The organism is Streptomyces sp. NPDC058683 (assembly GCF_042716195.1).
GTDB lineage: Bacteria > Actinomycetota > Actinomycetes > Streptomycetales > Streptomycetaceae > Streptomyces.
Genome location: NZ_JBHXSK010000022.1, coordinates 1 through 21,180 on the forward strand (window position 1 = coordinate 1; position 21,180 = coordinate 21,180).

Sequence of the window (21,180 nt, forward strand, 5' to 3'; positions counted from 1 at the left end):
GTCCACCGGAGACGGGGCCCCACGCGCGCGTGCCGTCAGCTACCGACGGTCTCCAGAGCCGGGGCCGGCTCCCCCTCGGTCACCGTCCGCGCGGCGCGTCGCCGGCCGGGGATGAACAGGGCCGCGATCCCGGCGAGGGCGACCACGGCCGAGCCGGTGACCAGGGCGGGCCGCAGCCCGTCCACGAAGCTCTGGGCGCTCTCGTAGCCGCCCTGGGCGGCGAAGATGGACGACATGACGGCGATGCCGAGCGCGCCGCCGACCTCGCGCAGCGCGTTGTTGGCGCCGGAGGCGATGCCCTGTTCCTGCGGGCGTACGGCGGACATCACGAGGTTGGCGGCCGGGGCGAAGTACAGCGCCATGCCGATACCGCTGATGATCAGACCGGGCAGCTGGACACCGTAGGAGGCGTGGGCGGTGACCACGGAGGCCATGTAGCCGAGCCCGGCGGCCTGCAGGAAGAGTCCGGCGGCGGCGACCGGGCGGCCGCCTATCCGGTCGGAGAGGATCCCGGCGATCGGTGCGACGAGCATCGGCATGCCGGTCCAGGGCAGCATCCTGAGGCCCGCCTCGGTGGGCGAGTAGCCGAGGACGCCCTGCATGTACTGGCTGAGCAGGAAGATCGAGCCGAACATCCCGAGGAACATCAGCAGGCTCGCCGCGTTGATCCCGGAGAAGGCGCGGGAGCGGAAGAGCCGCATCGGCAGCATGGGGTTCTTGGCGCGGCTGCCGTGGATGACGAAGCCGACGAGCAGGGCGCCGCCCGCGAACAGCCCGGTGAGCACGAGGGAGCTGGTCCAGCCGTCGGCCGGGCCGCGCACCAGGCCGTAGACGATCCCGAAGAGACCACCGCTGGCGAGCAGGGTGCCGGGGAAGTCGAGCGGGGCGCCGGTGCCGTGGGACTCGGCGAGACGGAGACGGGCGAGCGGCAGCAGGGCGAGGCCGAGCGGGACGTTCAGCCAGAAGATCCAATGCCAGGACACGTGTTCGGTGAGGCTGCCGCCGATGAGCGGCCCGGAGGCGACGGCGAGCCCGTTGACGGCACCCCAGATGCCGTACGCCATCCCCCGCTTGGCCTCGGGCACGGCCGCCGTCAGCAGGGTGAGCGTCAGCGGCATCATCACGGCCGCGCCGACGCCCTGCACCGCGCGGGCGGCGATCAGTGAGTCGATGCCGGGCGCCATGGCCGCGGCGGCGGAGGCGACGGTGAAGACGGTGATGCCGGCGAGGAAGAGCCGGCGGCGGCCGAAGCGGTCGCCGAGGGCCGCGCCGAACATCAGCAGGACGGCGAAGGTGAGCGTATACGCGCTCACGGTCCATTCGAGGTCGTCCAGGGCACCACCGAGGTCCTTGCGGATGGAGGGCAGTGCGGTGGTGACGACGAGGTTGTCGAGGGCCGCCATGAAGCCGGCGACGCTGGTGATGACGAGCGCCCATACGGCGCTCCCCTTGCGTGCGGTGTGCTGCGCGGTCTGCTGTGACATCGCTCCCCCAGAGCGTGTTCCAAGAGTTGATTAGTTATGAGTCACTAACTTTCATGCCCATGAAAAGGCCCGGACCGGGAAGGACGAACCGCCCCCTCACCCGCCCCTTCACCCGTCGCCGCAGTCCTCCAGCCGCCCGGTGGCCCCGGCGTCCGGGTACATCCCCTGCCAGACCCGGTGTTCGGGTGGAAACCCCATGGCCGCATAGGTGTTGATGAGCATTCCTTTGGCCAGGAAGGTCGTGGTGCGGTCGACGTCGGCCCCCGAGAGCAGATGCACGGTGTCCCACAGCCGGCCCCAGCCGGCCCGCACGAGCTCGCCGAACTCGTGCTCGCCTTCCGCCTCGGCGGCCGCGACCGTGATGTACGTCTGCATCTGCATCTGGAGCCGCTCCGGCCGCTCCTGGATGAGCCGCACATACGCGTCACCCATGGCGTGCAGGGCATCTTCGCCCCGCAACCCCTCGGCAGCCTTCTCGAAGAGCTCACGCATATCGTCGATGCAGCGCTGCGAGGCGGCGGCGAAGATCGCCTTCTTGCCCGGGAAGAGCCGGAAGAGATAGGGCTGCGAAACCCCGACCCGCCTGGCGATCGCCTCGGTGGAGGTGCCGTAATAGCCCCTCTGCGAGAACTCCGCGATCGCCGCGCGGACGACGCTCTCGCGCCGCTCCTCAGCACTCATCCTGACCATGCGATGAAGTTAGTACTCAATCACTAACCATGTCAAGGGACCGGGAACGCCCCCTCCTCGCGGGCCGTTTCATGGCCAGGGGGCCGCACATGCGTAAGGGGCGCCCCACCATGGAGAGCGCCCCTTACCGGGCCGTGGAACTCGCCGGGCTCAGCCCAGCCGTACGACCGCCCGAGACATGCCCAGCACCTTCTGCCCGGCGCTCATCGCCGTCAGGTCGACGCGCACGGTGTTGTCGTCGAGCTTGGCGGCAACCTTGCCGCTGACCTCGATCAGGGCGCCCTGGTCGTCGTTCGGGACGACGACGGGCCGGGTGAAGCGCACGCCGTACTCGGTGACCGCGCCCGGGTCGCCGGTCCAGTCGGTGACCACGCGGATCGCCTCGGCCATGGTGAACATGCCGTGCGCGATGACGTCCGGCAGACCCACCTCCTTGGCGAACTTCTCGTTCCAGTGGATGGGGTTGAAGTCCCCGGAGGCGCCCGCGTACCGCACCAGCGTGGCGCGGGTCACGGGGAAGGTCTGGGCGGGCAGTTCGGTGCCGACCTCGACGTCCTCGTACGCGATCTTCGACGTCATCGGATCCTCACGCCTCGCCTTCTTCGGCGTCCGCAGCGCGGGCCACCAGCTTGGTCAGGGCGCTCACCACGAGCTCGCCCGCCTCGTCGTGGACGTCGCCGCGGATGTCGATGACGTCGTTGCCCGCGAGGGACTTGACCGCCTCGATCGTCGAGACGACGGTCAGCCGGTCGCCGGCACGCACCGGACGCCGGTACGCGAACTTCTGGTCGCCGTGCACCACCCGGCTGTAGTCCAGGCCCAGCTGCGGGTCCTCGACGACCTGCCCGGCCGCCCGGAAAGTGATCGAGAAGACAAAGGTCGGCGGGGCGATCACATCGGAATAGCCGAGCGCCTTGGCGGCCTCCGGGTCCGAGTACACGGGGTTGATGTCGCCGATCGCCTCGGCGAACTCACGGATCTTCTCCCGGCCCACCTCGTAGGGCTCGGTGGGTGGGTAGGTCCGTCCCACGAAGGACTGGTCGAGCGCCATTGGCCCGGCACCTCCTGATATCTGCTGTGATGCCCCACAAACTAGCGGGAAAGCCATCTGCCGAAACGCCGTGAGGCCGCCCCCGAGTCGGGGACGGCCTCACGAACGAGCCTGTTGTTATCGCGTTTCGCGGTGCGCAGTGTGCGCATTGCAACGCGGGCAGTGCTTCTTCATCTCAAGACGGTCCGGGTTGTTACGCCGGTTCTTCTTGGTGATGTAGTTCCGCTCCTTGCACTCCACGCAGGCCAGCGTGATCTTCGGGCGGACGTCGGTGGCAGCCACGTGAGTGCTCCTAAGACGAACGGATGGACTGATTCAACGCAAAAAGAGTAGCCGATCGAAGGACCGACCCCGCAATCGGCTACTGTCAGTAGCGGTGACCGGACTTGAACCGGTGACACAGCGATTATGAGCCGCTTGCTCTACCGACTGAGCTACACCGCTTTGATGAGATCAGTCCCGCCTCGCGACGGGACCTCTCACACCAGAGCCCCAATACGGAATCGAACCGTAGACCTTCTCCTTACCATGGAGACGCTCTGCCGACTGAGCTATTGGGGCGAGCGATGAAGACATTACACGCTCGGCCGCCGTTCACCCAAATCCGTTTCCCGCCGCCCCACCGGGCCCCTTCCGCCCGGCTCACGGCAGCCTCTCGGGCCTCTTCCGACGCTCCTCACGCGCGCGTACCGACCCGTTCCCGACCGGTCCGACGACGCCGGTACGACTATTGCGCTCCTCCCCGCCGCACGCGGCTCGCCACCCTAGGCTCGACTCACTCTGCGTGATCTTGAGTCCCCGCCCGGACCGACCTTCCTGGAGCGCGATGCCCGACAGCCAGCCGCAGCCGCCCTCGTCGTCGTCCAACTCCCCGGGCTCCTCGGGACAGTCCGAGCCGACCGGGCTCCTGCTGTGCGGGGCACGGCTCACCGACGGCCGGACCGTGGACGTACGGCTGGGCGGCGGGCGCATCGAGGCGGTCGGTACGGCCGGCAGCCTGGCACCGGGTCCGGCCCGCGCGGGCGGCGCGCGCGTGGACCTGAGCGGCTACCTCCTCCTCCCGGCCCCGGCCGAACCGCACGCCCACGGCGACACCGCGCTCTCCGCCGATCGCGGCGGCCCCGTTTCGTACGACCCCGACGACGTCCAGCGGCGCGCCACGGAGGCGGCCCTGCTGCAACTCGGTCACGGTGCCACGGCGGTACGCGCGCACGTGCGCGTCGGCGACGTCCAGGGGCTGGCCGCCCTTGCCGCCGTCCTCCAGGCGCGCCGCGCGCTGCGCGGGCTCGCGGAACTGACGGCGGTCGCGATGCCGCGTGTGCTGACCGGGGTGGCCGGCGCCGAGGGGCTGGCGATACTGCGGGACGCCGCGAAGATGGGCGCGTCCGTGCTGGGCGGCTGCCCCGACCTGGACCCCGATCCCACGGGCTATGCGGAGGCCGTCCTGGAGGTGGCCTCCGAGCACGGCTGCCCGGTCGATCTGCACACGGACGCCGTCGACCCGGCCCGGCTGGCGAGGCTCGCGGCGATGGCGGGTGGCATGCGCCCCGGCGTGACACTCGGCCCGTGCGCCGGGCTCGCGCGCCTGCCCGCCGAGGCGGCCGTCCGGGTCGCGGACCAGCTCGCCGCGGCCGGCGTCACGGTGGTGTGCCTGCCCCAGGGCGGCTGCGGGTCCGTCGACCGCCGCGGCACGGCTCCGGTACGGCTGCTGCGCGCGGCCGGGGTACGGGTCGCCGCCGGCAGCGGCGCCCTGCGCGACCTGTCGAACCCCGTCGGCCGGGGCGACCCCCTGGAGGCCGCCTACCTTCTGGCCTCCCGCCACGGTCTGCGCCCCGAGGACGCCTACGACACCGTCAGCGCATCCTCGCGGGCCGCCCTGGGCCTTCCCGAGGTCCGCGTCGAGGCCGGCTTCCCCGCCGAACTCCTCGCCGTACGCGGCGACCACCTGGCCGGCGCCCTCTCCCTCGCCTACAGCAGGATCGTGGTGCACCGGGGGCGCGTGGTGGCACGCACGAGCGCGGTCCGCGAGTACTGCAACTCGGCGGCGACAGCGGAGCTGGGGCTGCCTCGGCAGGGGCGGGGCGAGGTGTCCTGAGAGGCGCCCGGGCGGAGGCGCCGGGCGCGTGACGAGGGAGTGCGAGCGGGTGCCGGGGCGGCTGGGCGGCTGGGTGGCTTGCGGTGGTGGGAGTACGCGGGGGCGCGCGACGCGGAAGCGGGAGGCAGGAGGCGGCGCGGAAGCGGGCGCGGTCGGTGGTTGCCGGGCGCGCGGCGGAGGGTGTGAGCAGGCGCGCGGGCGCCGGGGCGCGTGTTCGAAGCGTGGGCGCCGGTGGGCGAATGAGTGCGTGAGAGCGCGCGGCGCGCAGGAGCGTGTCAGCAGGGAAGGCTCGAACCTGGCGGGGCGCTTCTCGGGATCTGTGTGGGCGCGCGGGGCGCATGAAGTCATGCGGCGGATGCGGGGCTTCGGGCGTACGGTCGGAAACATGCGCATTGTCATCGCTGGTGGTCATGGTCAGATCGCGCTGCGGTTGGAGCGGCTGCTCTCCGCGCGTGGGGACGAGGTCGCAGGAATCATCCGGAAGGCCGAGCAGGGCGACGATCTGCGGGCGGCCGGTGCCGAACCGGTGCTGCTCGACCTGGAGTCGGCGTCGGTCGAGGAGGTCGCGGCGCGTCTGCGGGGAGCGGACGCGGCGGTGTTCGCGGCGGGCGCGGGCCCGGGCAGCGGCACGGCCCGCAAGGAAACGGTGGACAAGGGTGCGGCGGTGTTGTTCGTGGAGGCGGCCGTACGCGCGGGCGTGCGCCGTTTCGTGGTCGTCTCGTCGATGGGCGCGGACCCGGCGCACCAGGGCGACGAGGTCTTCGACGTGTATCTGCGGGCCAAGGGCGAGGCCGACGCGTACGTCACCCGGCAGAGTGCCCTGGACTGGACGATCCTGCGCCCCGGTTCGCTGACGGACGAGCCGGGCAAGGGCCTGGTGCGTCTGGAGGCACACACGGGCCGGGGTCCGGTCACGCGCGACGACGTGGCCGCCGTACTCGCGGAGTTGGTGGACACGTCGGCGACGGCCGGCCTGACCCTGGAGCTGATCGGCGGTTCGACGCCGGTCACGGTGGCCGTGAAGTCGGTGGCCGGGAACTGAACTCACCGCCCCGGCCGTTGGGACTTGTGACGGTGACGACGGCCGGGCGGAGCCCTCAGAACAGCGACAGCTGTCCGGGAAAGTCCGGCACGGCGTAGCCGTCCAACGACGGTTGCTCCGCCCCGAGTCGGGCTTGTCGCCGCGAGCCGGGGCAGGAGACCAGGTCGCCGGTCTCCCGCGCCCCGGGCGGGTCATGCCGCGCGAAGCGTCCCGCGACGACGGCGATTTCACGGCGGCACACCGGACAGGTTCTACGTCGGGAGGACATGTGCCCAGTGTGCCCCGGGGCGGGGCACATGCACCGGGGGCCGTGGGGGTCCAGGGGCGGCTGATCCGGGCGTCCCCGATGTCGGTGGTGCGGGCGCCGGCAGTGCGCCCGTGAGGCCCGCACCCGTTACGAGGGCCGGCTCCACGGAGGGGCGGCGACGGCGCTGAGCGCAAGGGTGCTCAGGCGCCCTCGGTCTGGTGCGCCTCCGCGTTCTCCTACGCCTTCGGAAGCGGCCACTTCGCCCTCGCTGTGGGGCACGTCACGCCTCCGCTCGACGCCGTCCATGGCACAACGAAGAGACCCGCTCCGACCTGTGTTTCCACGGTCCGGAGGGGGTCTTCCTCAAAGTGGCGGCGCCAGGATTCGAGCCTGGGAAGGCGGCGCCGGCAGATTTACAGCGGGCCGAGCGGGCCAACCCCGCCCTCTGTGACCTGCGAAAACGTCAAAGTCGTACCAGTGCGGGGCCACCTGGGGAGGCGCCGCCGCGCCTTCCTTCTGTCCTGTATCGCGTTGGCTACCTCTCGTTGCTGCCTGGCAACGCTTCGCTCCTCCGCGATCCCCTCAGTGCAGCGCGAATGGGGTACTGGATCCAGGAGGTCACACGGACGAAATTTCTCCGGCGCGGTGCTCATCCGACCCCGAGGAATGAGTACGCCGAGCGTGCCACCAACTCCGGATGGTGTGACCTACTAGAGCCAAGGCAACAGCGGCTGCGATGAACCGAATCACAGTCCAAGTAATTTCAACGACTACACGTTGCCTGTCCGCCTCTGTAGCCAGCCGCATAGAGGTCTCAAAAAAGGTTACGAACGGAACAACCAGCCGGAATGGAAGGCCACCGACGCCTGGGATTCGCGCCAGGTTGCCAAAGAGCCCCAAGGGGGCTCCGAGAATGAAAGCCGCTATTCCCCACACAAACATCCCGGAGGAAATTCCCTCGCTGACGGCACCAGATTCCAGCCCGGCCGGGATGGTGGGACTCAGATATTTGAACAGGTAGTACGCGACCACGCCGACAGCCAAACCCAAAGACGACAGCAAAGCTGACTCAATTTTGGATCGGCGCAAATAGCCTACCAAGAACGCATAACAGGCCCACGACCACCCGCTGGAAAAAACTGCATTCAGGGTGACGCAATCGGGATTGCCGCATTTTTCGGCAAGAGGGCCCGCCAGGCCAAGCAGCAAACCCACCCCGAGGGACGCTACGATCGGCGCAACGCGAGTGCGCAGGAAGTGTGCGATTTCTCTTCGCCATCCCGTGACTGACTCAGAACTGGCGGCGCCACTCCGGTACTGCACGGGCGACCGCACAGACCGGAGTGGCGCACCAACTTACCCCAGCTACCGAGGGGTTACCGCTCGATGCGGGGACCAGAACCTACTTGATGCTGTAGTAGGTTTCGCAGGTGTAGGCAGCGCCCGCCGTGCGGTGGGCATTGGAGTAGTCGTTGGCTGCCACCCAACCACTGTCGACCGTCCCGCCGGCAATCTTCACCGAAGACTTGTGGACGTCATCGTGGTGGTAGTAGTTCGAGTAGCAGTACTTACCAGACGTGTTCAGGTAGTAGCCGTAGCACCACTGCCCGCCACTCGCAGGGACGCAGGCCTCCGACAGCGGCGAAACGGCGCCCACCGAATGGTGCACGCTGACCGTCGCCACACCCCATTGAGAGGGGTTGCCCAGCTCGGCGGGCGGCTTCGTGCCGTCACCACGCTTATGGAAAGTGATCTGGCCAACCTTGGAACCGTCCGCGGCGATGACAGTGCCGTGCGCGGTAACGGTCGCAACCCGAGGGCTGTCTGCCGCGGCCGGCGCGGCGAAGCTACATACTGCGAGCACCATGCTCACAAAGCCGAGAGCCAACGATCTACCGGATATCCTCACGAGATTTCCTTCCTCCCCAACTCCCCCGTAGGAGTTGCCTAGTGATCTTCAGCAAGGAAATGGCGGTAGTCAACAGCCTCAGGGAGTGTTGTCCGAAAACACCCCGCCGGGTTTGTGGGCCCTGTGCACTTAACCTCGGACTTTCACGCAATGCCCTGTTCCGTCATAGATACCGAAACGCGAGAAGTATCCCTGACCTGCAACGATAGGACTTACTGAGGGTCCTGTTGGCTGCGAGGAAGCAGGACATTCCAGGTGAAGGTGCGTAGCGGCTGGTACCCGCCTGGCGCACCGCCGTCCGGAGGGTGTTCCACCGTCAGAGGCACTTCCAGTCAGACGCTGGACTGAGGATGCCCGCAGGGGCCGGGCGGGCCCTGCCGGGCTCGGCTCAAGCCACGGACGGGAGTCGTGCTGGGGGCGGGGTAAGTGCGGTCCGTGAATCCGTGACCTGCGGGTCGCGCCTTCCGCTGTGCGAGCCACCCGGAGACCCGCGGTCGCCGTTCACTGCGATGCCCTCGCGGACGGTGCGAACGTGCATGAAGTCCCGCCCGGGGTAGTACCGCTGGAGCCCCTCGTCTGTCGTCCACGCGCCCAGCCGAAGCCACCGAACACCGGCGGCGGTGCGCGCGATCGCCAGCCAACCTCACTCGGTGTCCGCCTGCAAGCCCATCGAACCGCGTGGCATCCGCACCCCGCCGGACACCGGAGGGCGACTACGCGGAAGACCTCACGAACGCCTGGACGCAGCCCTGTCCCGAGGTCAGTTGAGGCGGTGGACCCGAGACCGGTTACGGGGAGGCGTGGGCGAAGGCTCGCCAAAGTGTCCTGCGCGAAGCGGAGACGTCCTCACTGCTCGCTCGCCGACCTGCGACCTACGGCATGCCTGGGTGTAGTTCCGGCGTGGGCGCCATGGAGTGCGCCCAGCGAGCCGGCCACAGCATCGCGGTGCTGCACAAGGTGTACGCCAAGGTGCTTGACCAGACCCGGGAGCATGCCAACAGCCGGATCGATGCAGCACTTCGGGAGTGGAACGAGCCTGAGTGATCATGCTCACCCCCGGGGGGCACCTGGGGGACACGCATTGGTCAACAGTGGGGTGCGGGCGATACGGGGTGAGACACGTCCACGTCTCGTCCACGCCGGATCGAGCGGGGCCGACCAACAAGAAACCCCCTCCGACCAGGCTAAGAACCTGATCAGAGGGGGTCTTCCCCAAAGTGGCGGCGCCAGGATTCGAACCTGGGAAGGCGAAGCCGGCAGATTTACAGTCTGCTCCCTTTGGCCGCTCGGGCACACCGCCGGGGTTTGCCACCAAGTCGAACCGTTTTTCGGCGGTGCTCCCTGGCAACGACGTAAACAATACCCGATCCCTAGGGGTGCTCCGCCACCCGATTGATCGGCGCTCGCGAGACGTGAGGTGGCTAGGCTGGTCCGGATGCGGCCCGGTCCCCACACCAGGTGCGGCCGCCGTCGCGCGCCGGAACGCATCCCGTTACGCCCCCAGATACAAGGAGCCACAGGACATGGCCGACTCCAGTTTCGACATCGTCTCGAAGGTCGAGCGGCAGGAGGTCGACAACGCCCTCAACCAGGCCGCCAAGGAGATCTCGCAGCGCTTTGACTTCAAGGGCGTGGGCGCCTCGATCGCCTGGTCCGGCGAGAAGATCCTGATGCAGGCGAACTCCGAGGAGCGGGTCAAGGCGATCCTCGACGTCTTCCAGTCGAAGCTGATCAAGCGCGGCATCTCGCTGAAGGCGCTGGACGCGGATGAGCCGCAGCTCTCCGGCAAGGAGTACAAGATCTTCGCGTCGATCGAGGAGGGCATCTCCCAGGAGAACGCGAAGAAGGTCGCGAAGATCATCCGCGATGAGGGCCCCAAGGGTGTGAAGGCCCAGGTCCAGGGCGAGGAACTGCGCGTCAGCTCCAAGAGCCGCGACGACCTCCAGGCCGTGATCGCGCTCCTGAAGGGCCAGGACTTCGACTTCGCGCTCCAGTTCGTGAACTACCGGTAGTCACTGCCGGCCGAGGTACGAGGAAGGGTGGGCACCCCTGGTACCCACCCTTCTCCTCTGCCGGTCTGCAGCAGGCGCGCTCAGTCGCGCGAATTGCCGAACAGAAGGCGGTAGACGATCAGCAGGACCACCGAGCCGCCGATCGCCGCCACCCAGGTCGCGCCGTCGTAGAAGTCCTTGGTGATGGGGTGGTCCAGCCAGCGGGCCGATATCCAGCCACCGAGGAACGCGCCCACGATGCCGATGAGGGTCGTGCCGATGAAGCCGCCCGGGTCGCGTCCCGGCAGCAGGATTTTGGCGATGGCGCCGGCCAACAGTCCCAGGATGATCCAACCGATGATGCCCATGCCCTGAACCTGCCCTTCCGCGCTGTGTTCGCGCTGTTCCGGCCCTGTGTCTTCGTTCTCGGCCGGCTGTGCCGGACAGGCCGTCCGAGAACGCCCGCAGGCAGCCGTCGCGCGTCTGTTCGTGCCCTGTCGATGACGAGGACGCCACGGCGACTCCTCACGGTTGCGGCGATCAGTAGGGTGCGGCGCATGGCCTCCTCCTCTCCCGGTCTGCGGCGCACGCTGGGCGTGCACGACGCCGTGGTCGTCGGTCTCGGCTCGATGATCGGGGCCGGCGTGTTCTCAGCCCTGGGTCCGGCGGCCCACGCGGCCGGGTCGGGGCTGCTGCCCGGGCTGGCCGTCGCCGCCCTGGTCGCCTACTGCAACGCCATGTCCTCGGCCCGCCTCGCCGCCCGCTACCCGCAGTCGGGCGGCACCTACGTGTACGGGCGGGAGCGGCTCGGCGCCTTCTGGGGATACCTCGCCGGATGGGCGTTCGTCGTCGGCAAGACGGCGTCCTGCGCCGCGATGGCACTCACCGTGGGCGCCTACGCCTGGCCGGGGCAGGCGCACACGGTTGCGGTCGCGGCCGTGGTGGCGCTGACCGCCGTGAACTACGGCGGCATCCAGAAGTCGGCCTGGTTGACGCGGGTGATCGTGGCCGTGGTGCTGGCGGTCCTCGCTTCCGTGGTGGTCGTGTGCCTGACGTCCGGGCGAGCGGACGCCGGGCGGCTGGACATCGGCCTGTCCTCGGGTGTGGGCGGCGTGCTTCAGGCGGCCGGCCTGCTGTTCTTCGCGTTCGCCGGGTACGCGCGGATCGCGACCCTCGGCGAAGAGGTGCGGGACCCGACGCGCACCATCCCGCGCGCGATTCCACTGGCCCTGGGTATCGCGCTGGTGGTGTACGTGTGCGTGGCGGTGGCCGTGCTCTCCGTGCTCGGCGCCGACGCACTGGGACGGGCGGGGGCGCCGCTGGCCGACGCGGTGCGGGCGGCCGGGGTGCCGGGGCTGGTGCCCGTGGTGCGGGTGGGGGCGGCGGTGGCCGCGCTCGGCTCGCTGCTGGCGCTGATCCTGGGCGTGTCACGGACCACGCTCGCCATGGCCCGTGACGGCCATCTGCCCCGGGCGCTGGCCTCCGTGCATCCTCGTTTCCAGGTCCCGCACCGCGCGGAGCTGGCCGTCGGCGCGGTGGTCGCCGTGGCGGCGGCGACGGTGGACGTCCGGGGTGCCATCGGTTTCTCCTCCTTCGGCGTGCTGGCGTACTACGCGGTGGCCAACGCATCGGCCTGGACGCTCGATCCGGCCCCGCGCGCCCGTGTGGTTCCGGTGGCCGGCCTGCTGGGCTGTGCGGCGCTGGCCTTCGCGCTGCCGCTGGTGTCGGTGGCCGCCGGGGCGGCCGTGCTGGCCGCGGGCGCGGTGGCGTACGCCGTACGGCGGCGGGTGACGGCTCGGTAGCCGGCTGCCGCGCTCAAAAGGCCCGGTCTCTCAGGAGGCCTGTTCCGGAGCCGGAGCCGTGCGTATCCGGACGTCGTCCCACGGCGCCAGATCCGTGCCCTCGTCGGTCTCCTCGTACCAGCCCGTGCCGTTCAGCCAGACGCACAGCCAGTCGGTGAGGGTGGGCGCGTCCACGAACCATGCGCCGTCGGCGCCGTCGGCGTTCGGCTCGTGGAGCAGGACCGTGGCCTGCGGGGTGCGGCAGTCCACGCAGGCGTACATACCGCAGCCCCAGTGGGATATCGGCAGGACGCCCTCCGGCCAGGGCCACTCCGGGTTCTTGCGGCCGTACTCGCGGTTGGCGAGGTACTGGGCGACGGCGGCCGGTTCGCCGGAGGGGGCGGCGTCGAGCAGGGGCAGCAGGCCGTAGGACGGGCCGAAGCCGCCGTCGCCGACCTGCTCGTAGAGCGCGGCGAGGAGGGGTGGCAGGGGGAAGCCCAGGGCCTCGCGGGCGAGGTCGAGGGTGGCTGCGTCGACGGGCGCGGGGAGCGAAGGCCAGCCCCACGGACGGGAGTCGCGGGCCCGTACGGCCACCCGTGTCAGCAACTGCTCGATCTCGGTCATGGCTTCATGATGCAGGCCGCCACTGACAATCGCGGCGGCCTGTGGACAACCCCGGGCCCGGGTGCGGGCCTGTGGACAACTCGTGTGCGGAAAGAGCCGGATGAAAGGTGGTCAGCGAGTTGCGAACGGCTGGTCCGTGGGCACGATCTCGCGTCCCAGCGGAAGCAGGGAGACCGGGATCAGCTTGAAGTTGGCGATGCCGAACGGGATCCCGATGATCGTCAGGCACATCACGACACCGGTGACGATGTGGGCGAGGGCCAGCCACCAGCCCGCGAGGACCAGCCACAGGACGTTGCCGACACAGGACGGGGCGCCGGCGTCCCGCCGCTCGACGGTGGTGTACCCGAAGGGCCACAGGGCGTAGACGCCGATACGGAAGGCCGCTATGCCGAAGGGAATGCCGATGATCGTGATGCAGAGGATCACGCCCGCCAGCAGGTAGCCGAGGAACAGCCAGAAGCCGCTCAGGACGAGCCAAATGACGTTCAGGATGGTCTTCACTGCGGGCGACCTGCCATCTTCTCTAGCCGGGCGATCCGCTCCGCCATGGGCGGATGCGTCGAGAACATCTTGGACAGTCCCTGGCCCGGACGGAAGGGGTTCGCGATCATCATGTGGCTCGCGGTCTCGATCCGCGGCTCGGGGGGCAGCGGGAGCTGCTTGGTGCCGGCCTCCAGCTTGCGCAGGGCGCCGGCGAGGGCGAGCGGGTCGCCGGTCAGCTGGGCACCGGAGGCGTCCGCCTCGTACTCCCGGGAGCGGCTGATGGCGAGCTGGATGACGGTCGCGGCGAGCGGGCCCAGGATCATGATCAGCAGCAGGCCGAGGAAGCCGGGGCCGTCGTCGTCGTCCGAACGGCCGACCGGGATCAGCCAGGCGAAGTTGACCAGGAACATGATCACCGAGGCGAGGGCGCCGGCGACCGACGAGATGAGGATGTCGCGGTTGTAGACGTGGCTGAGCTCGTGGCCGATCACCCCCCGCAGTTCGCGCTCGTCCAGGATGCGCAGGATGCCCTCGGTGCAGCACACGGCGGCGTTGCGCGGGTTGCGGCCGGTCGCGAAGGCGTTCGGGGCCTCCGTCGGGGAGATGTACAGGCGGGGCATGGGCTGGCGGGCCTGGGTGGAGAGGTCGCGGACCATCCGGTACAGGGCCGGCGCCTCGAATTCGCTCACCGGGCGCGCGCGCATCGCGCGTAGCGCCAGTTTGTCGCTGTTCCAGTACGCGTACGCGTTCGTGCCGAGGGCGACGAGGACCGCGACGATCAGACCCGTCCGGCCGAAGAAGCTGCCGATGACGATGATGAGTGCCGACAGTCCCCCAAGGAGAACTGCCGTTCTGAGTCCGTTGTGCCGGCGGTGCACGGTACGCCCTCCAAGTCGTGCGGCAGGGGAGCCCTTTGCCTGCGGTGCTGCCTTCCGATCTGCGATGCCACCGGTGTCGTGGTGTCACGTCCAGTGGACCCTTCCGCACTGGTCAACGCCAGGCGACGGCCACTAGTTCCCTTGTGTCCGCTGTGCGCCGCGTGAGCCGTCCGGGTGAAAGCCGCGCCCCGCCCCGCGCGCCGGTGGACCGCACGCGCGCGTGAAGGGCGTCAGAACAGGCCGGTGGCGGCGAAGCGGAGCACCAGCTGGGGCGCGCCGGACAGCGCGACGCCGAGGGCGCCGGTGAGGGCGAGCGCGGCCGTGAGGGGGGCCGGAAGGCGGTGCCTGGCGGTGTCGCCTTCGGGGGCGCGGAACAGCAGGGCCGTCCACTGGAGGTAGTAGTAGAGGGCGATCACGACGTTGACGGCCATGACGACGGCCAGCCAGCCGAGGCCGGCGTCGACGGCCGCCGAGAAGACGGTGACCTTGGCGAACAGTCCGATGATGCCGGGCGGGAGCCCGGCCAGGCACAGCAGGAAGAACGCCAGGAGCAGTGCGGTCAGCGGGTTCTTGCCGTACAGGCCGCGGTAGTCGGAGAGCCGGTTGAGTTCCTTCGTACGGCCGACCAGGGCGGCCACCGCGAAGGCGCCGAGGTTCACGGCCGCGTACATGAGGGCGTAGGCGACGGTGGAGCCGACGGCCTTCTGGGGGTCCTTGGCGTATCCGGCGGCGGCGATCGGCACGAGCAGGTAGCCGGCCTGGCCCACCGACGACCAGGCGAGCAGTCGTACCGCGCTGTACGCGCGCGTGGCCTGCTGGCGCAGGGCCGCGACGTTGCCGACGGTCATGGTGAGGGCGGCCAGGGCGGCGAGTGCGGGGGCCCAGACGTCGGCGTACGACGGGAAGGCGACGACGGTGACCAGGATCAGGCCGGAGAAGCCGACGGCCTTGCCGACGACGGACAGGTAGGCGGCGATGGGGAGCGGGGCGCCGATGTAGGTGTCGGGGACCCAGAAGTGGAAGGGGACGGCGGCTGTCTTGAACGCGAAGCCCACAAGGGTGAGGACGACACCCGTCTGGGCGAGGGTGTGCAGCTGGCCGTCGACGTGCTGGATGCGGTCGGCGACCTGGGTGAGGTAGAGGCTGCCGGTGGTGGCGTAAACGAAGCTGATGCCCAGGAGGCTGACGGCGGTCGCGGTCACCGAGGACAGGAAGAACTTCAGGGCGGCTTCGGAGGACTTCGCGTCGCCGTGCCGGATGCCGACGAGGGCGAAGGCGGGCAGGGAGGCGACCTCCAGGGCGACGATCAGGGTGGCGAGGTCGCGGGAGGCGGGCAGCAGGGCGGCGCCGGCGGCCGAGGAGAGCAGCAGGAACCAGAACTCGCCCTGGGGGTAGCGGCGGTTGCCGTCCTTCAGGGTGGTGACGGACAGCAGGGCGGTGAGCAGGGCGCCGCCTAGCACCAGGAACTGCACGACCAGGGTGAACCGGTCGGCCGTGTAGCTGCACGCGCGCGTGGCGCCCGTCAGGCAGAAGGTGCTGCGGTCGTGGTCCAGGAGCGGCAGCAGCAGGACGGCGGCCGCGGCGAGTCCGGCGACCGACACCCAGCCGAGGAGCGGCTTTCTGGCCTCCGGCACGAACAGGTCCGCGACGAGGACGGCGAGGGCGACGACCGCGGTGAGGGTGGGCGGTGCGATGGCGAGCCAGTCGACGGACTGGACGAGGTTCGCGGCCTGCGGCTGGGCCAGGACGCTCATCGGGGGCCTCCTGCGAGGAGCTGCTGCACTGCCGGGTCGGTGAGCCCGAGCAGGGCCTTCGGCCACAGTCCGGCGACGACGGTGAGGGCGACGAGCGGGGTCCAGGCCGCGAACTCGTAGGTGCGGACGTCGGCGAGTTTCGGCATGTCCTGCGGTACGGCGCCCATGCAGACGCGGCGGACCACGGCCAGCATGTACGCGGCGGTCAGCAGGGTGCCGAAGGCGGCGATCGCCATGAAGGTGAGGAAGGCGGGGCGGCTGAGGCCGGCGGCGGGTTTGAACGCGCCGAACAGGGTGAGCATCTCGCCCCAGAACCCGGCGAGTCCGGGCAGTCCGAGCGAGGCGACGGCGGCGAAGGCGAGGAGCCCGCCGAGGCGCGGTGCCTTGCCGTAGAGCGCGGCGCCGGTCTCCTCGGCCAGGGTGTCGAGGTCGGTGGTACCGGTGCGGTCCTTGAGGCCGCCGATCAGGAAGAACAGCAGGCCGGTGATGAGGCCGTGGGCGATGTTGGCGAACAGGGCGCCGTTGACGCCGGTCGGGGTCATGGTGGCGATGCCGAGCAGGACGAAGCCCATGTGGCCGACGGAGGAGTAGGCGATCAGGCGCTTGAGGTCGCCCTTCGCGCCCCGTTTGGCCAGGTTCAGGCAGGCCAGGGAGCCGTAGATGATCCCGACCACGGCGAAGGCGGCGAGGTACGGCGCGAAGGTGCGGAATCCGTCCGGCGCGACCGGCAGCAGGATCCGGACGAACCCGTACGTACCCATTTTCAGCAGGACGCCGGCCAGCAGGACCGAGCCCACCGTCGGCGCGGCGGTGTGGGCGTCCGGCAGCCAGCTGTGCAGGGGCCACATCGGGGTCTTGACCGCAAGCCCGATCCCGATCGCCAGAACGGCGATGACCTGCACGGATGCGGTCAGTGACCGGCCGTTGTCAGTGGCGAGTGCCACCATGTCGAAGGTGCCCGCCTTGATTCCGATCAGGAGCAGGCCGAGCAGCATGACGACGGATCCGAGCAGGGTGAAGAGGATGAACTTCCAGGCGGCCTGGGTCCGCCCCTCGCCGCCCCAGCGGGCGATGAGGAAGTACATCGGGATGAGGACCATCTCGAACGCGAGGAAGAACAGCAGCAGGTCGAGGACGGCGAAGCTCGCGAGGGTGCCGGACTCGAGGACGAGCAGCAGTGCGACGAAGGCCTTCGGGGACGGGCCCGCGGGCATGTTGAAGTACGAGTAGAGCGCGCAGAGGAAGGTCAGCAGCGCGGTGAGGACCACGAGGGGGAGGGAGATGCCGTCGATGCCGAGGTGGATGCGCACGTCGAGTGCGGGGATCCAGCTGATGTCGGTCGTGGCCTGCATCCTCGACGGATGGTCGTGGTCGAAGCCGAGCGCGAGGACGATCGCGGCGATGAGGATCGTGCCGGTCACGGTCACGCCGTGGCGGAGCACGGCCTGCTCGGGTGACTTCCCCTTCAGCCCGGTCGGGGCGGGGAGCAGGGCGGCGACGGCTCCGAGGAGCGGGCCGACGACGATCAATGCCAGAAGAAACTTCATCACGGACTCGTTGATATCGATCACGCCTGCTCACGCTCCCGTGGCGACGAGGAGGACGGCGACCGCCAGGACGACGGTGCCGGCGAGCAGCGCGCTCACGTAGGTCTGGACGTTGCCGGTCTGGGCGCGTCGTACGGCGGCGCCGAGCAGGCGGGGTGCGGCGGCCGCGCCGCGGACGTAGGTGTCGACGACCTCGCGGTCGAGGAACTGGACGAGGCTCGCCGCCGCCAGGACCGGGCGGACGAACAGCACGTCGTACGCGGCGTCCAGGTGGAAGCCTTCGGCGGCGTGCCGGCGCAGCGGGCCGAGCAGCAGCCGGGCGGGGTCCGCCGGGTCGGGTGCGTAGGCGATGTCGCCGAACGCGGGCTCGTGGGCGGCGACGGCCTCGGCCTCGACCAGTCCGGCGTCGCCCTCGGGGTGCGCGGCGACGGCGCCGATCGGTGCGCGGGCGGCCAGCGCCCTGGTGCGCTGCCAAGCGCCGTAGGTGACGAGTCCGCCGGCGAGCGCGAGGCCGGTGCCGAGGATCGAGGTGGTGAGGGTCGGGGTGAGGTCGCGGCCGTCGAACCAGCCGGGCAGCGACCGGTAGGCGAGCCCGCCGAAGGCGAGGGACGGGACGGTCAGGACCCACAGCACGACGGTCATGGACAGCGGCTGCCGGCCGTGGTCCGGGGCCTCGGTGCCCCGGCCCCGGAAGGCGAGCAGCCACAGCCGGGTCGCGTACGCGGCGGTGAGTACGGCGGTGACCAGGCCGGCGACGAGGACGATCCAGCCGGCGCTGCCGGGGGCGTGCGCGGTGTGGCCGGTGGCCGTGTGTTCGGCGGCGCCCAGGACGGACTCCTTGGAGAAGAAGCCGCTGAAGGGCGGGATCGCGGCCAGCGCGAGAAGCGCCACGGTCATCGTCCAGTAGGCGTCCGGGACGCGTTCGCGCAGTCCGGAGGTGCGGGACATGACGGCCAGCGAGTTGGTGCCGGCGGCGTGGATGATCACGCCGGCCGCGAGGAACAGCAGTGCCTTGAAGGCGCCGTGGGACAGGAGGTGGAAGACGGCGGCACCGCGGTCGCCGACGGCGAGGGCGCCGGTCATGTAGCCGAGCTGGCCGATCGTCGAGTAGGCGAGGACGCGTTTGATGTCGTCCTGGGCGAGGGCGGCGAGGGCCGAACCGACCATCGTGACGGCGCCCATGACGGCGAGGACGACCATCACGGCCGCACTGGCCTCGAAGACCGGAAGGAGACGGGCGACGAAGTAGACGCCGGCGGCGACCATCGTGGCGGCGTGGATCAGCGCGGAGACGGGGGTCGGGCCCGCCATGGCGTCGGGGAGCCAGGTGTGCAGCGGGAACTGCGCCGACTTGCCCGCCACTCCGCACAGGAGCAGCAGGGCTACCAGAGTCGGATGGTGCAGTCCGCCGTTCGCGACGGTGCCGAGGATCGTGGTGATGCGGAAGGAGCCGGCGTCGGTGGCGAGCGCGAACAGGCCGATCAGGAACGGCACGTCGCCGAGTTTGGTGACCAGGAAGGCCTTGATGGAGGCGGCGCGGGCCTCGGGGGTCTCCCAGTAGTGGCCGACCAGGAAGTAGGAGCAGATGCCCATGACTTCCCAGCCGACCAGCAGCACGATCAGGTCGCCGGAGTAGACGACCAGCAGCATCGCGGAGGTGAAGAGGGAGACGAGGGCGGCGTACGAGGGGTAGCGCGGGTCGTCGCGCAGGTAGCCGGTCGAGTAGATCTGCACACAGGTGGCGACGAAGGCGACCAGGACGGCGACGAGGGCGGCGAAGCCGTCGATGTGCAGGGCGAGTTCGATCGGGACCGAGCCGGTCGGGGTGAGTTGGGTGTGGGCGTCGACGGCCCGGCCGCCGCCCTGGTCCACGGCGACCGTGATGGCCAGCGCGAGCGCGGCGAGGGTCGGCAGGACCGCGAGCGGGCGGACGAAGCCGGGGGCCGTGCGCCCCACGAGCAGGCCGGCCGCGGCGGCCAGGAAGGGCAGGAGGGGGACGAGGACGGCGAGGGTGGTCGTGGTCACGCGGTGGCCTCAGCCTTCTCGTCGGCCGTCCCGTCCGTGGGCGTGCCGTGCTCGTGGCCCTCGGCGGTGTCGCGGAGCCGGTCGATGGCGGAGGTGCCGCGGTTGCGGTAGACGGCGAGGACGATCGCCAGGCCGATGCCGATCTCGGCGGCGGCGATGGCGATGGTGAACAGGGTCAGCGCCTGACCGGAGTGCAGGGTGTCCCGGGCGGCCCTGCTCAGCCACACGTCGAAGGCGACGAGGTTGAGGTTGACGGCGTTGAGCATCAGCTCGACCGACATCAGGACCAGGATCGCGTTGCGGCGGGCGAGGACGCCGTACAGGCCGGTACAGAAGAGGAGGGCGGAGAGAACGGCGGGATAGGCGAGGTGCATCAGCGGGCGCCTTCCTGCTCGGTCTTTTGCTCGATCGGGTGAATCCCGGAATCCGTGACCGAAGGGGAACTCTGCGTGACGGTCCGCCCGTTCACAGGGGGCGGGACCGAGTCCGCCTTCGCCTTCCGGGACAGGACGATGGCGCCGACCAGGGCCGCGAGGAGGAGGACGGAGAGCGCCTCGAAGGGCAGGACCCAGTTCTGGAAGAGGCTCTCTCCGGTGACCTTCGTCGAACCGGCGGCAGGGCCGTCCAGGTCGATCCAGGTGGCACGGAAGGCGTCCACGACCACCCAGACCAGGGCGGCAGCCGCGGCCACGGCGACGGCCGACGCGGCCCAGCGGTTCCCGGAGTCGGCGTCCGGGGAGCGGCCGATCGGGGCCTTGGTGAGCATCAGCCCGAAGAGAAGGAGGACGACTACGGAGCCCACATAGATGAGGACTTGCACCCAGGCGATGAACTCGGCGGTGAGCAGCAGGTATTCGACGGCGAGACCGCCGAGGGTGACCACCAGCCACAGGGCGGCGTGCACCAGTTGGCGGGTGGTGACCGTGACGAGGGCGGCGCCGAAGGTGACCAGGCCTACGAGGAGAAAGGCGATCTCCACGCCGGTCGGGGACAGGAAGCCGTGCGGCGCCTGGGCGAGGGGGCTCACGAATCCCCCTCCTGCGGCTCGGCCTGGGCGGCCGCGAGCTTCTCGGCGGTCTTCCGGGCGGCGGCGATCTCCTTCGGTTCCTCCGCGCCGGGGTCGAGGGCGGGCGGGGCCGGGACCGTCCACATCCACTCGCGGAGCTTGTCGCGCTCGTGGGTGAGTTCGTGGATGTCGGTCTCGGCGTACTCGAACTCCGGGGACCAGAACAGGGCGTCGAAAGGACAGACCTCGATGCAGATACCGCAGTACATGCACAGGGAGAAGTCGATGGCGAAGCGGTCCAGGACGTTGCGGCTGCGTTCGCGGCCGCCCGGGGCCGCCGCCGGGACGGTCTCCTTGTGGGAGTCGATGTAGATGCACCAGTCGGGGCACTCACGGGCGCAGAGCATGCAGACCGTGCAGTTCTCCTCGAACAGGCCGATCACACCGCGGGTGCGGGGCGGGAGCTCGGGCAGGGCGTCCGGGTACTGCTCGGTGACCGTCTTCCGGGTCATCGTGCGCAGGGTGACGGCCAGGCCCTTGGCGAGGCCGCTGCCGGGGATGGGGGCCATG

The 21,180-nt window shown here is 70.0% G+C and carries 23 protein-coding genes, 3 tRNA genes and 1 pseudogene; 5 read left to right on the top strand and 22 right to left on the bottom strand.

Going from position 1 to position 21,180, the window contains the following annotated elements; all coding sequences use genetic code 11:
* Positions 1–35: 35 nt before the first annotated feature.
* From ACFWXC_RS24245 to ACFWXC_RS24275, 7 genes are all read right to left on the bottom strand, one after another.
* Positions 36–1,484, bottom strand: coding sequence for an MFS transporter (locus ACFWXC_RS24245; protein WP_384481851.1), 1,449 nt, complete (start codon positions 1,482–1,484; stop codon positions 36–38).
* A 108-nt stretch (positions 1,485–1,592) separates the two neighbouring features.
* Complete coding sequence (locus tag ACFWXC_RS24250; RefSeq protein ID WP_384481853.1) at positions 1,593–2,174, bottom strand: TetR/AcrR family transcriptional regulator; 582 nt, start codon at positions 2,172–2,174, stop codon at positions 1,593–1,595.
* A gap of 150 nt (positions 2,175–2,324) precedes the next feature.
* Positions 2,325–2,753, bottom strand: coding sequence for a MaoC family dehydratase (locus ACFWXC_RS24255; RefSeq protein WP_384481855.1), 429 nt, complete (start codon positions 2,751–2,753; stop codon positions 2,325–2,327).
* A 7-nt stretch (positions 2,754–2,760) separates the two neighbouring features.
* Positions 2,761–3,225: a MaoC family dehydratase N-terminal domain-containing protein gene (locus ACFWXC_RS24260; RefSeq protein ID WP_384481857.1), complete on the bottom strand. Its 465-nt coding sequence runs from the start codon at positions 3,223–3,225 to the stop codon at positions 2,761–2,763.
* A 117-nt stretch (positions 3,226–3,342) separates the two neighbouring features.
* Positions 3,343–3,507, bottom strand: coding sequence for a 50S ribosomal protein L33 (gene rpmG, locus ACFWXC_RS24265; RefSeq protein ID WP_003948671.1), 165 nt, complete (start codon positions 3,505–3,507; stop codon positions 3,343–3,345).
* A gap of 89 nt (positions 3,508–3,596) precedes the next feature.
* Positions 3,597–3,669, bottom strand: a tRNA-Met gene (locus tag ACFWXC_RS24270).
* A gap of 44 nt (positions 3,670–3,713) precedes the next feature.
* Positions 3,714–3,786 (bottom strand) — tRNA-Thr (locus ACFWXC_RS24275).
* A 265-nt stretch (positions 3,787–4,051) separates the two neighbouring features.
* Here ACFWXC_RS24275 and ACFWXC_RS24280 point away from each other — a divergent pair.
* Positions 4,052–5,320 carry an amidohydrolase family protein gene (locus ACFWXC_RS24280; RefSeq protein ID WP_384481859.1) on the top strand — a complete coding sequence of 423 codons (1,269 nt, stop codon included), beginning with the start codon at positions 4,052–4,054 and terminating at the stop codon, positions 5,318–5,320.
* 385 nt (positions 5,321–5,705) lie between these two features.
* Positions 5,706–6,362 carry an SDR family oxidoreductase gene (locus ACFWXC_RS24285; protein WP_384481861.1) on the top strand — a complete coding sequence of 219 codons (657 nt, stop codon included), beginning with the start codon at positions 5,706–5,708 and terminating at the stop codon, positions 6,360–6,362.
* A 55-nt stretch (positions 6,363–6,417) separates the two neighbouring features.
* On the opposite strand, the gene ACFWXC_RS24290 is transcribed toward ACFWXC_RS24285, so the two are convergent.
* From ACFWXC_RS24290 to ACFWXC_RS24305, 4 genes and pseudogenes are all read right to left on the bottom strand, one after another.
* Complete coding sequence (locus ACFWXC_RS24290) at positions 6,418–6,630, bottom strand: hypothetical protein (RefSeq protein ID WP_384481863.1); 213 nt, start codon at positions 6,628–6,630, stop codon at positions 6,418–6,420.
* A 597-nt stretch (positions 6,631–7,227) separates the two neighbouring features.
* Positions 7,228–7,824, bottom strand: a complete 597-nt coding sequence (locus ACFWXC_RS24295) for a hypothetical protein (protein WP_384481865.1) — start codon at positions 7,822–7,824, stop codon at positions 7,228–7,230.
* 187 nt (positions 7,825–8,011) lie between these two features.
* Positions 8,012–8,476: a lactococcin 972 family bacteriocin gene (locus tag ACFWXC_RS24300; protein ID WP_384481867.1), complete on the bottom strand. Its 465-nt coding sequence runs from the start codon at positions 8,474–8,476 to the stop codon at positions 8,012–8,014.
* A 374-nt stretch (positions 8,477–8,850) separates the two neighbouring features.
* Positions 8,851–9,159, bottom strand: a pseudogene (locus tag ACFWXC_RS24305) (hypothetical protein); the annotation flags it as partial.
* Positions 9,160–9,418: 259 nt separating this feature from the next.
* On the opposite strand from ACFWXC_RS24305, the gene ACFWXC_RS24310 reads away from it, so the two are divergent.
* Positions 9,419–9,562, top strand: coding sequence for a hypothetical protein (locus ACFWXC_RS24310; protein WP_384481869.1), 144 nt, complete (start codon positions 9,419–9,421; stop codon positions 9,560–9,562).
* Between the two features lie 174 nt (positions 9,563–9,736).
* On the opposite strand, the gene ACFWXC_RS24315 is transcribed toward ACFWXC_RS24310, so the two are convergent.
* Positions 9,737–9,818: transfer RNA gene (locus ACFWXC_RS24315), tRNA-Tyr, on the bottom strand.
* Positions 9,819–10,041: 223 nt separating this feature from the next.
* On the opposite strand from ACFWXC_RS24315, the gene ACFWXC_RS24320 reads away from it, so the two are divergent.
* Positions 10,042–10,530 (top strand): YajQ family cyclic di-GMP-binding protein, encoded by a 489-nt coding sequence (locus ACFWXC_RS24320; protein ID WP_384481870.1) that lies wholly within the window; start codon positions 10,042–10,044, stop codon positions 10,528–10,530.
* A gap of 80 nt (positions 10,531–10,610) precedes the next feature.
* Here ACFWXC_RS24320 and ACFWXC_RS24325 read toward each other — a convergent pair whose 3' ends face one another.
* Positions 10,611–10,877, bottom strand: coding sequence for a GlsB/YeaQ/YmgE family stress response membrane protein (locus ACFWXC_RS24325; protein ID WP_384481872.1), 267 nt, complete (start codon positions 10,875–10,877; stop codon positions 10,611–10,613).
* A 189-nt stretch (positions 10,878–11,066) separates the two neighbouring features.
* Between ACFWXC_RS24325 and ACFWXC_RS24330 the strand changes: the two genes are divergently transcribed.
* Positions 11,067–12,311, top strand: a complete 1,245-nt coding sequence (locus tag ACFWXC_RS24330; protein ID WP_384481874.1) for an APC family permease — start codon at positions 11,067–11,069, stop codon at positions 12,309–12,311.
* Positions 12,312–12,341: 30 nt separating this feature from the next.
* Here ACFWXC_RS24330 and ACFWXC_RS24335 read toward each other — a convergent pair whose 3' ends face one another.
* The 9 genes from ACFWXC_RS24335 to ACFWXC_RS24375 form a co-directional block, all read right to left on the bottom strand.
* Entirely contained in the window at positions 12,342–12,914 is a 573-nt protein-coding gene (locus ACFWXC_RS24335; protein WP_384481876.1) for an SMI1/KNR4 family protein, read from the bottom strand.
* 111 nt (positions 12,915–13,025) lie between these two features.
* Positions 13,026–13,418: a YccF domain-containing protein gene (locus ACFWXC_RS24340; protein WP_384481878.1), complete on the bottom strand. Its 393-nt coding sequence runs from the start codon at positions 13,416–13,418 to the stop codon at positions 13,026–13,028.
* Positions 13,415–14,278, bottom strand: a complete 864-nt coding sequence (gene htpX, locus ACFWXC_RS24345) for a zinc metalloprotease HtpX (protein ID WP_384481879.1) — start codon at positions 14,276–14,278, stop codon at positions 13,415–13,417. Before htpX ends, ACFWXC_RS24340 begins: the two co-directional genes overlap by 4 nt.
* A 230-nt stretch (positions 14,279–14,508) precedes the next feature.
* Positions 14,509–16,032, bottom strand: coding sequence for an NADH-quinone oxidoreductase subunit N (locus ACFWXC_RS24350; RefSeq protein WP_384481880.1), 1,524 nt, complete (start codon positions 16,030–16,032; stop codon positions 14,509–14,511).
* Positions 16,029–17,603 carry an NADH-quinone oxidoreductase subunit M gene (locus ACFWXC_RS24355; protein WP_384481882.1) on the bottom strand — a complete coding sequence of 525 codons (1,575 nt, stop codon included), beginning with the start codon at positions 17,601–17,603 and terminating at the stop codon, positions 16,029–16,031. Before ACFWXC_RS24355 ends, ACFWXC_RS24350 begins: the two co-directional genes overlap by 4 nt.
* Before the next feature lie 6 nt (positions 17,604–17,609).
* On the bottom strand, positions 17,610–19,604 hold the full coding sequence (locus ACFWXC_RS24360) for an NADH-quinone oxidoreductase subunit L (RefSeq protein ID WP_384481884.1): 1,995 nt from the start codon (positions 19,602–19,604) through the stop codon (positions 17,610–17,612).
* Positions 19,601–19,978: an NADH-quinone oxidoreductase subunit NuoK gene (nuoK, locus tag ACFWXC_RS24365; protein WP_351693867.1), complete on the bottom strand. Its 378-nt coding sequence runs from the start codon at positions 19,976–19,978 to the stop codon at positions 19,601–19,603. Before nuoK ends, ACFWXC_RS24360 begins: the two co-directional genes overlap by 4 nt.
* Positions 19,978–20,631, bottom strand: coding sequence for an NADH-quinone oxidoreductase subunit J (locus ACFWXC_RS24370; protein ID WP_384481886.1), 654 nt, complete (start codon positions 20,629–20,631; stop codon positions 19,978–19,980). Before ACFWXC_RS24370 ends, nuoK begins: the two co-directional genes overlap by 1 nt.
* Complete coding sequence (locus tag ACFWXC_RS24375; RefSeq protein ID WP_365289125.1) at positions 20,628–21,179, bottom strand: NADH-quinone oxidoreductase subunit I; 552 nt, start codon at positions 21,177–21,179, stop codon at positions 20,628–20,630. The genes ACFWXC_RS24370 and ACFWXC_RS24375 overlap by 4 nt, the downstream gene beginning before the upstream one ends.
* Position 21,180: the final 1 nt, after the last annotated feature.

Excerpts from the sequence above, each read along its gene's own strand:
- ACFWXC_RS24245 (WP_384481851.1), bottom strand. The coding sequence starts at position 1,484 with ATGTCACAGCAGACCGCGCAGCACACCGCACGCAAGGGGAGCGCCGTA.
- ACFWXC_RS24250 (WP_384481853.1), bottom strand. The coding sequence starts at position 2,174 with ATGGTCAGGATGAGTGCTGAGGAGCGGCGCGAGAGCGTCGTCCGCGCG.
- ACFWXC_RS24255 (WP_384481855.1), bottom strand. The coding sequence starts at position 2,753 with ATGACGTCGAAGATCGCGTACGAGGACGTCGAGGTCGGCACCGAACTG.
- ACFWXC_RS24260 (WP_384481857.1), bottom strand. The coding sequence starts at position 3,225 with ATGGCGCTCGACCAGTCCTTCGTGGGACGGACCTACCCACCCACCGAG.
- ACFWXC_RS24280 (WP_384481859.1), top strand. The coding sequence starts at position 4,052 with ATGCCCGACAGCCAGCCGCAGCCGCCCTCGTCGTCGTCCAACTCCCCG.
- ACFWXC_RS24285 (WP_384481861.1), top strand. The coding sequence starts at position 5,706 with ATGCGCATTGTCATCGCTGGTGGTCATGGTCAGATCGCGCTGCGGTTG.
- ACFWXC_RS24290 (WP_384481863.1), bottom strand. The coding sequence starts at position 6,630 with ATGTCCTCCCGACGTAGAACCTGTCCGGTGTGCCGCCGTGAAATCGCC.
- ACFWXC_RS24300 (WP_384481867.1), bottom strand. The coding sequence starts at position 8,476 with ATGGTGCTCGCAGTATGTAGCTTCGCCGCGCCGGCCGCGGCAGACAGC.
- ACFWXC_RS24320 (WP_384481870.1), top strand. The coding sequence starts at position 10,042 with ATGGCCGACTCCAGTTTCGACATCGTCTCGAAGGTCGAGCGGCAGGAG.
- ACFWXC_RS24325 (WP_384481872.1), bottom strand. The coding sequence starts at position 10,877 with ATGGGCATCATCGGTTGGATCATCCTGGGACTGTTGGCCGGCGCCATC.
- ACFWXC_RS24330 (WP_384481874.1), top strand. The coding sequence starts at position 11,067 with ATGGCCTCCTCCTCTCCCGGTCTGCGGCGCACGCTGGGCGTGCACGAC.
- ACFWXC_RS24335 (WP_384481876.1), bottom strand. The coding sequence starts at position 12,914 with ATGACCGAGATCGAGCAGTTGCTGACACGGGTGGCCGTACGGGCCCGC.
- ACFWXC_RS24350 (WP_384481880.1), bottom strand. The coding sequence starts at position 16,032 with ATGAGCGTCCTGGCCCAGCCGCAGGCCGCGAACCTCGTCCAGTCCGTC.
- nuoK (WP_351693867.1), bottom strand. The coding sequence starts at position 19,978 with ATGCACCTCGCCTATCCCGCCGTTCTCTCCGCCCTCCTCTTCTGTACC.
- ACFWXC_RS24375 (WP_365289125.1), bottom strand. The coding sequence starts at position 21,179 with ATGGCCCCCATCCCCGGCAGCGGCCTCGCCAAGGGCCTGGCCGTCACC.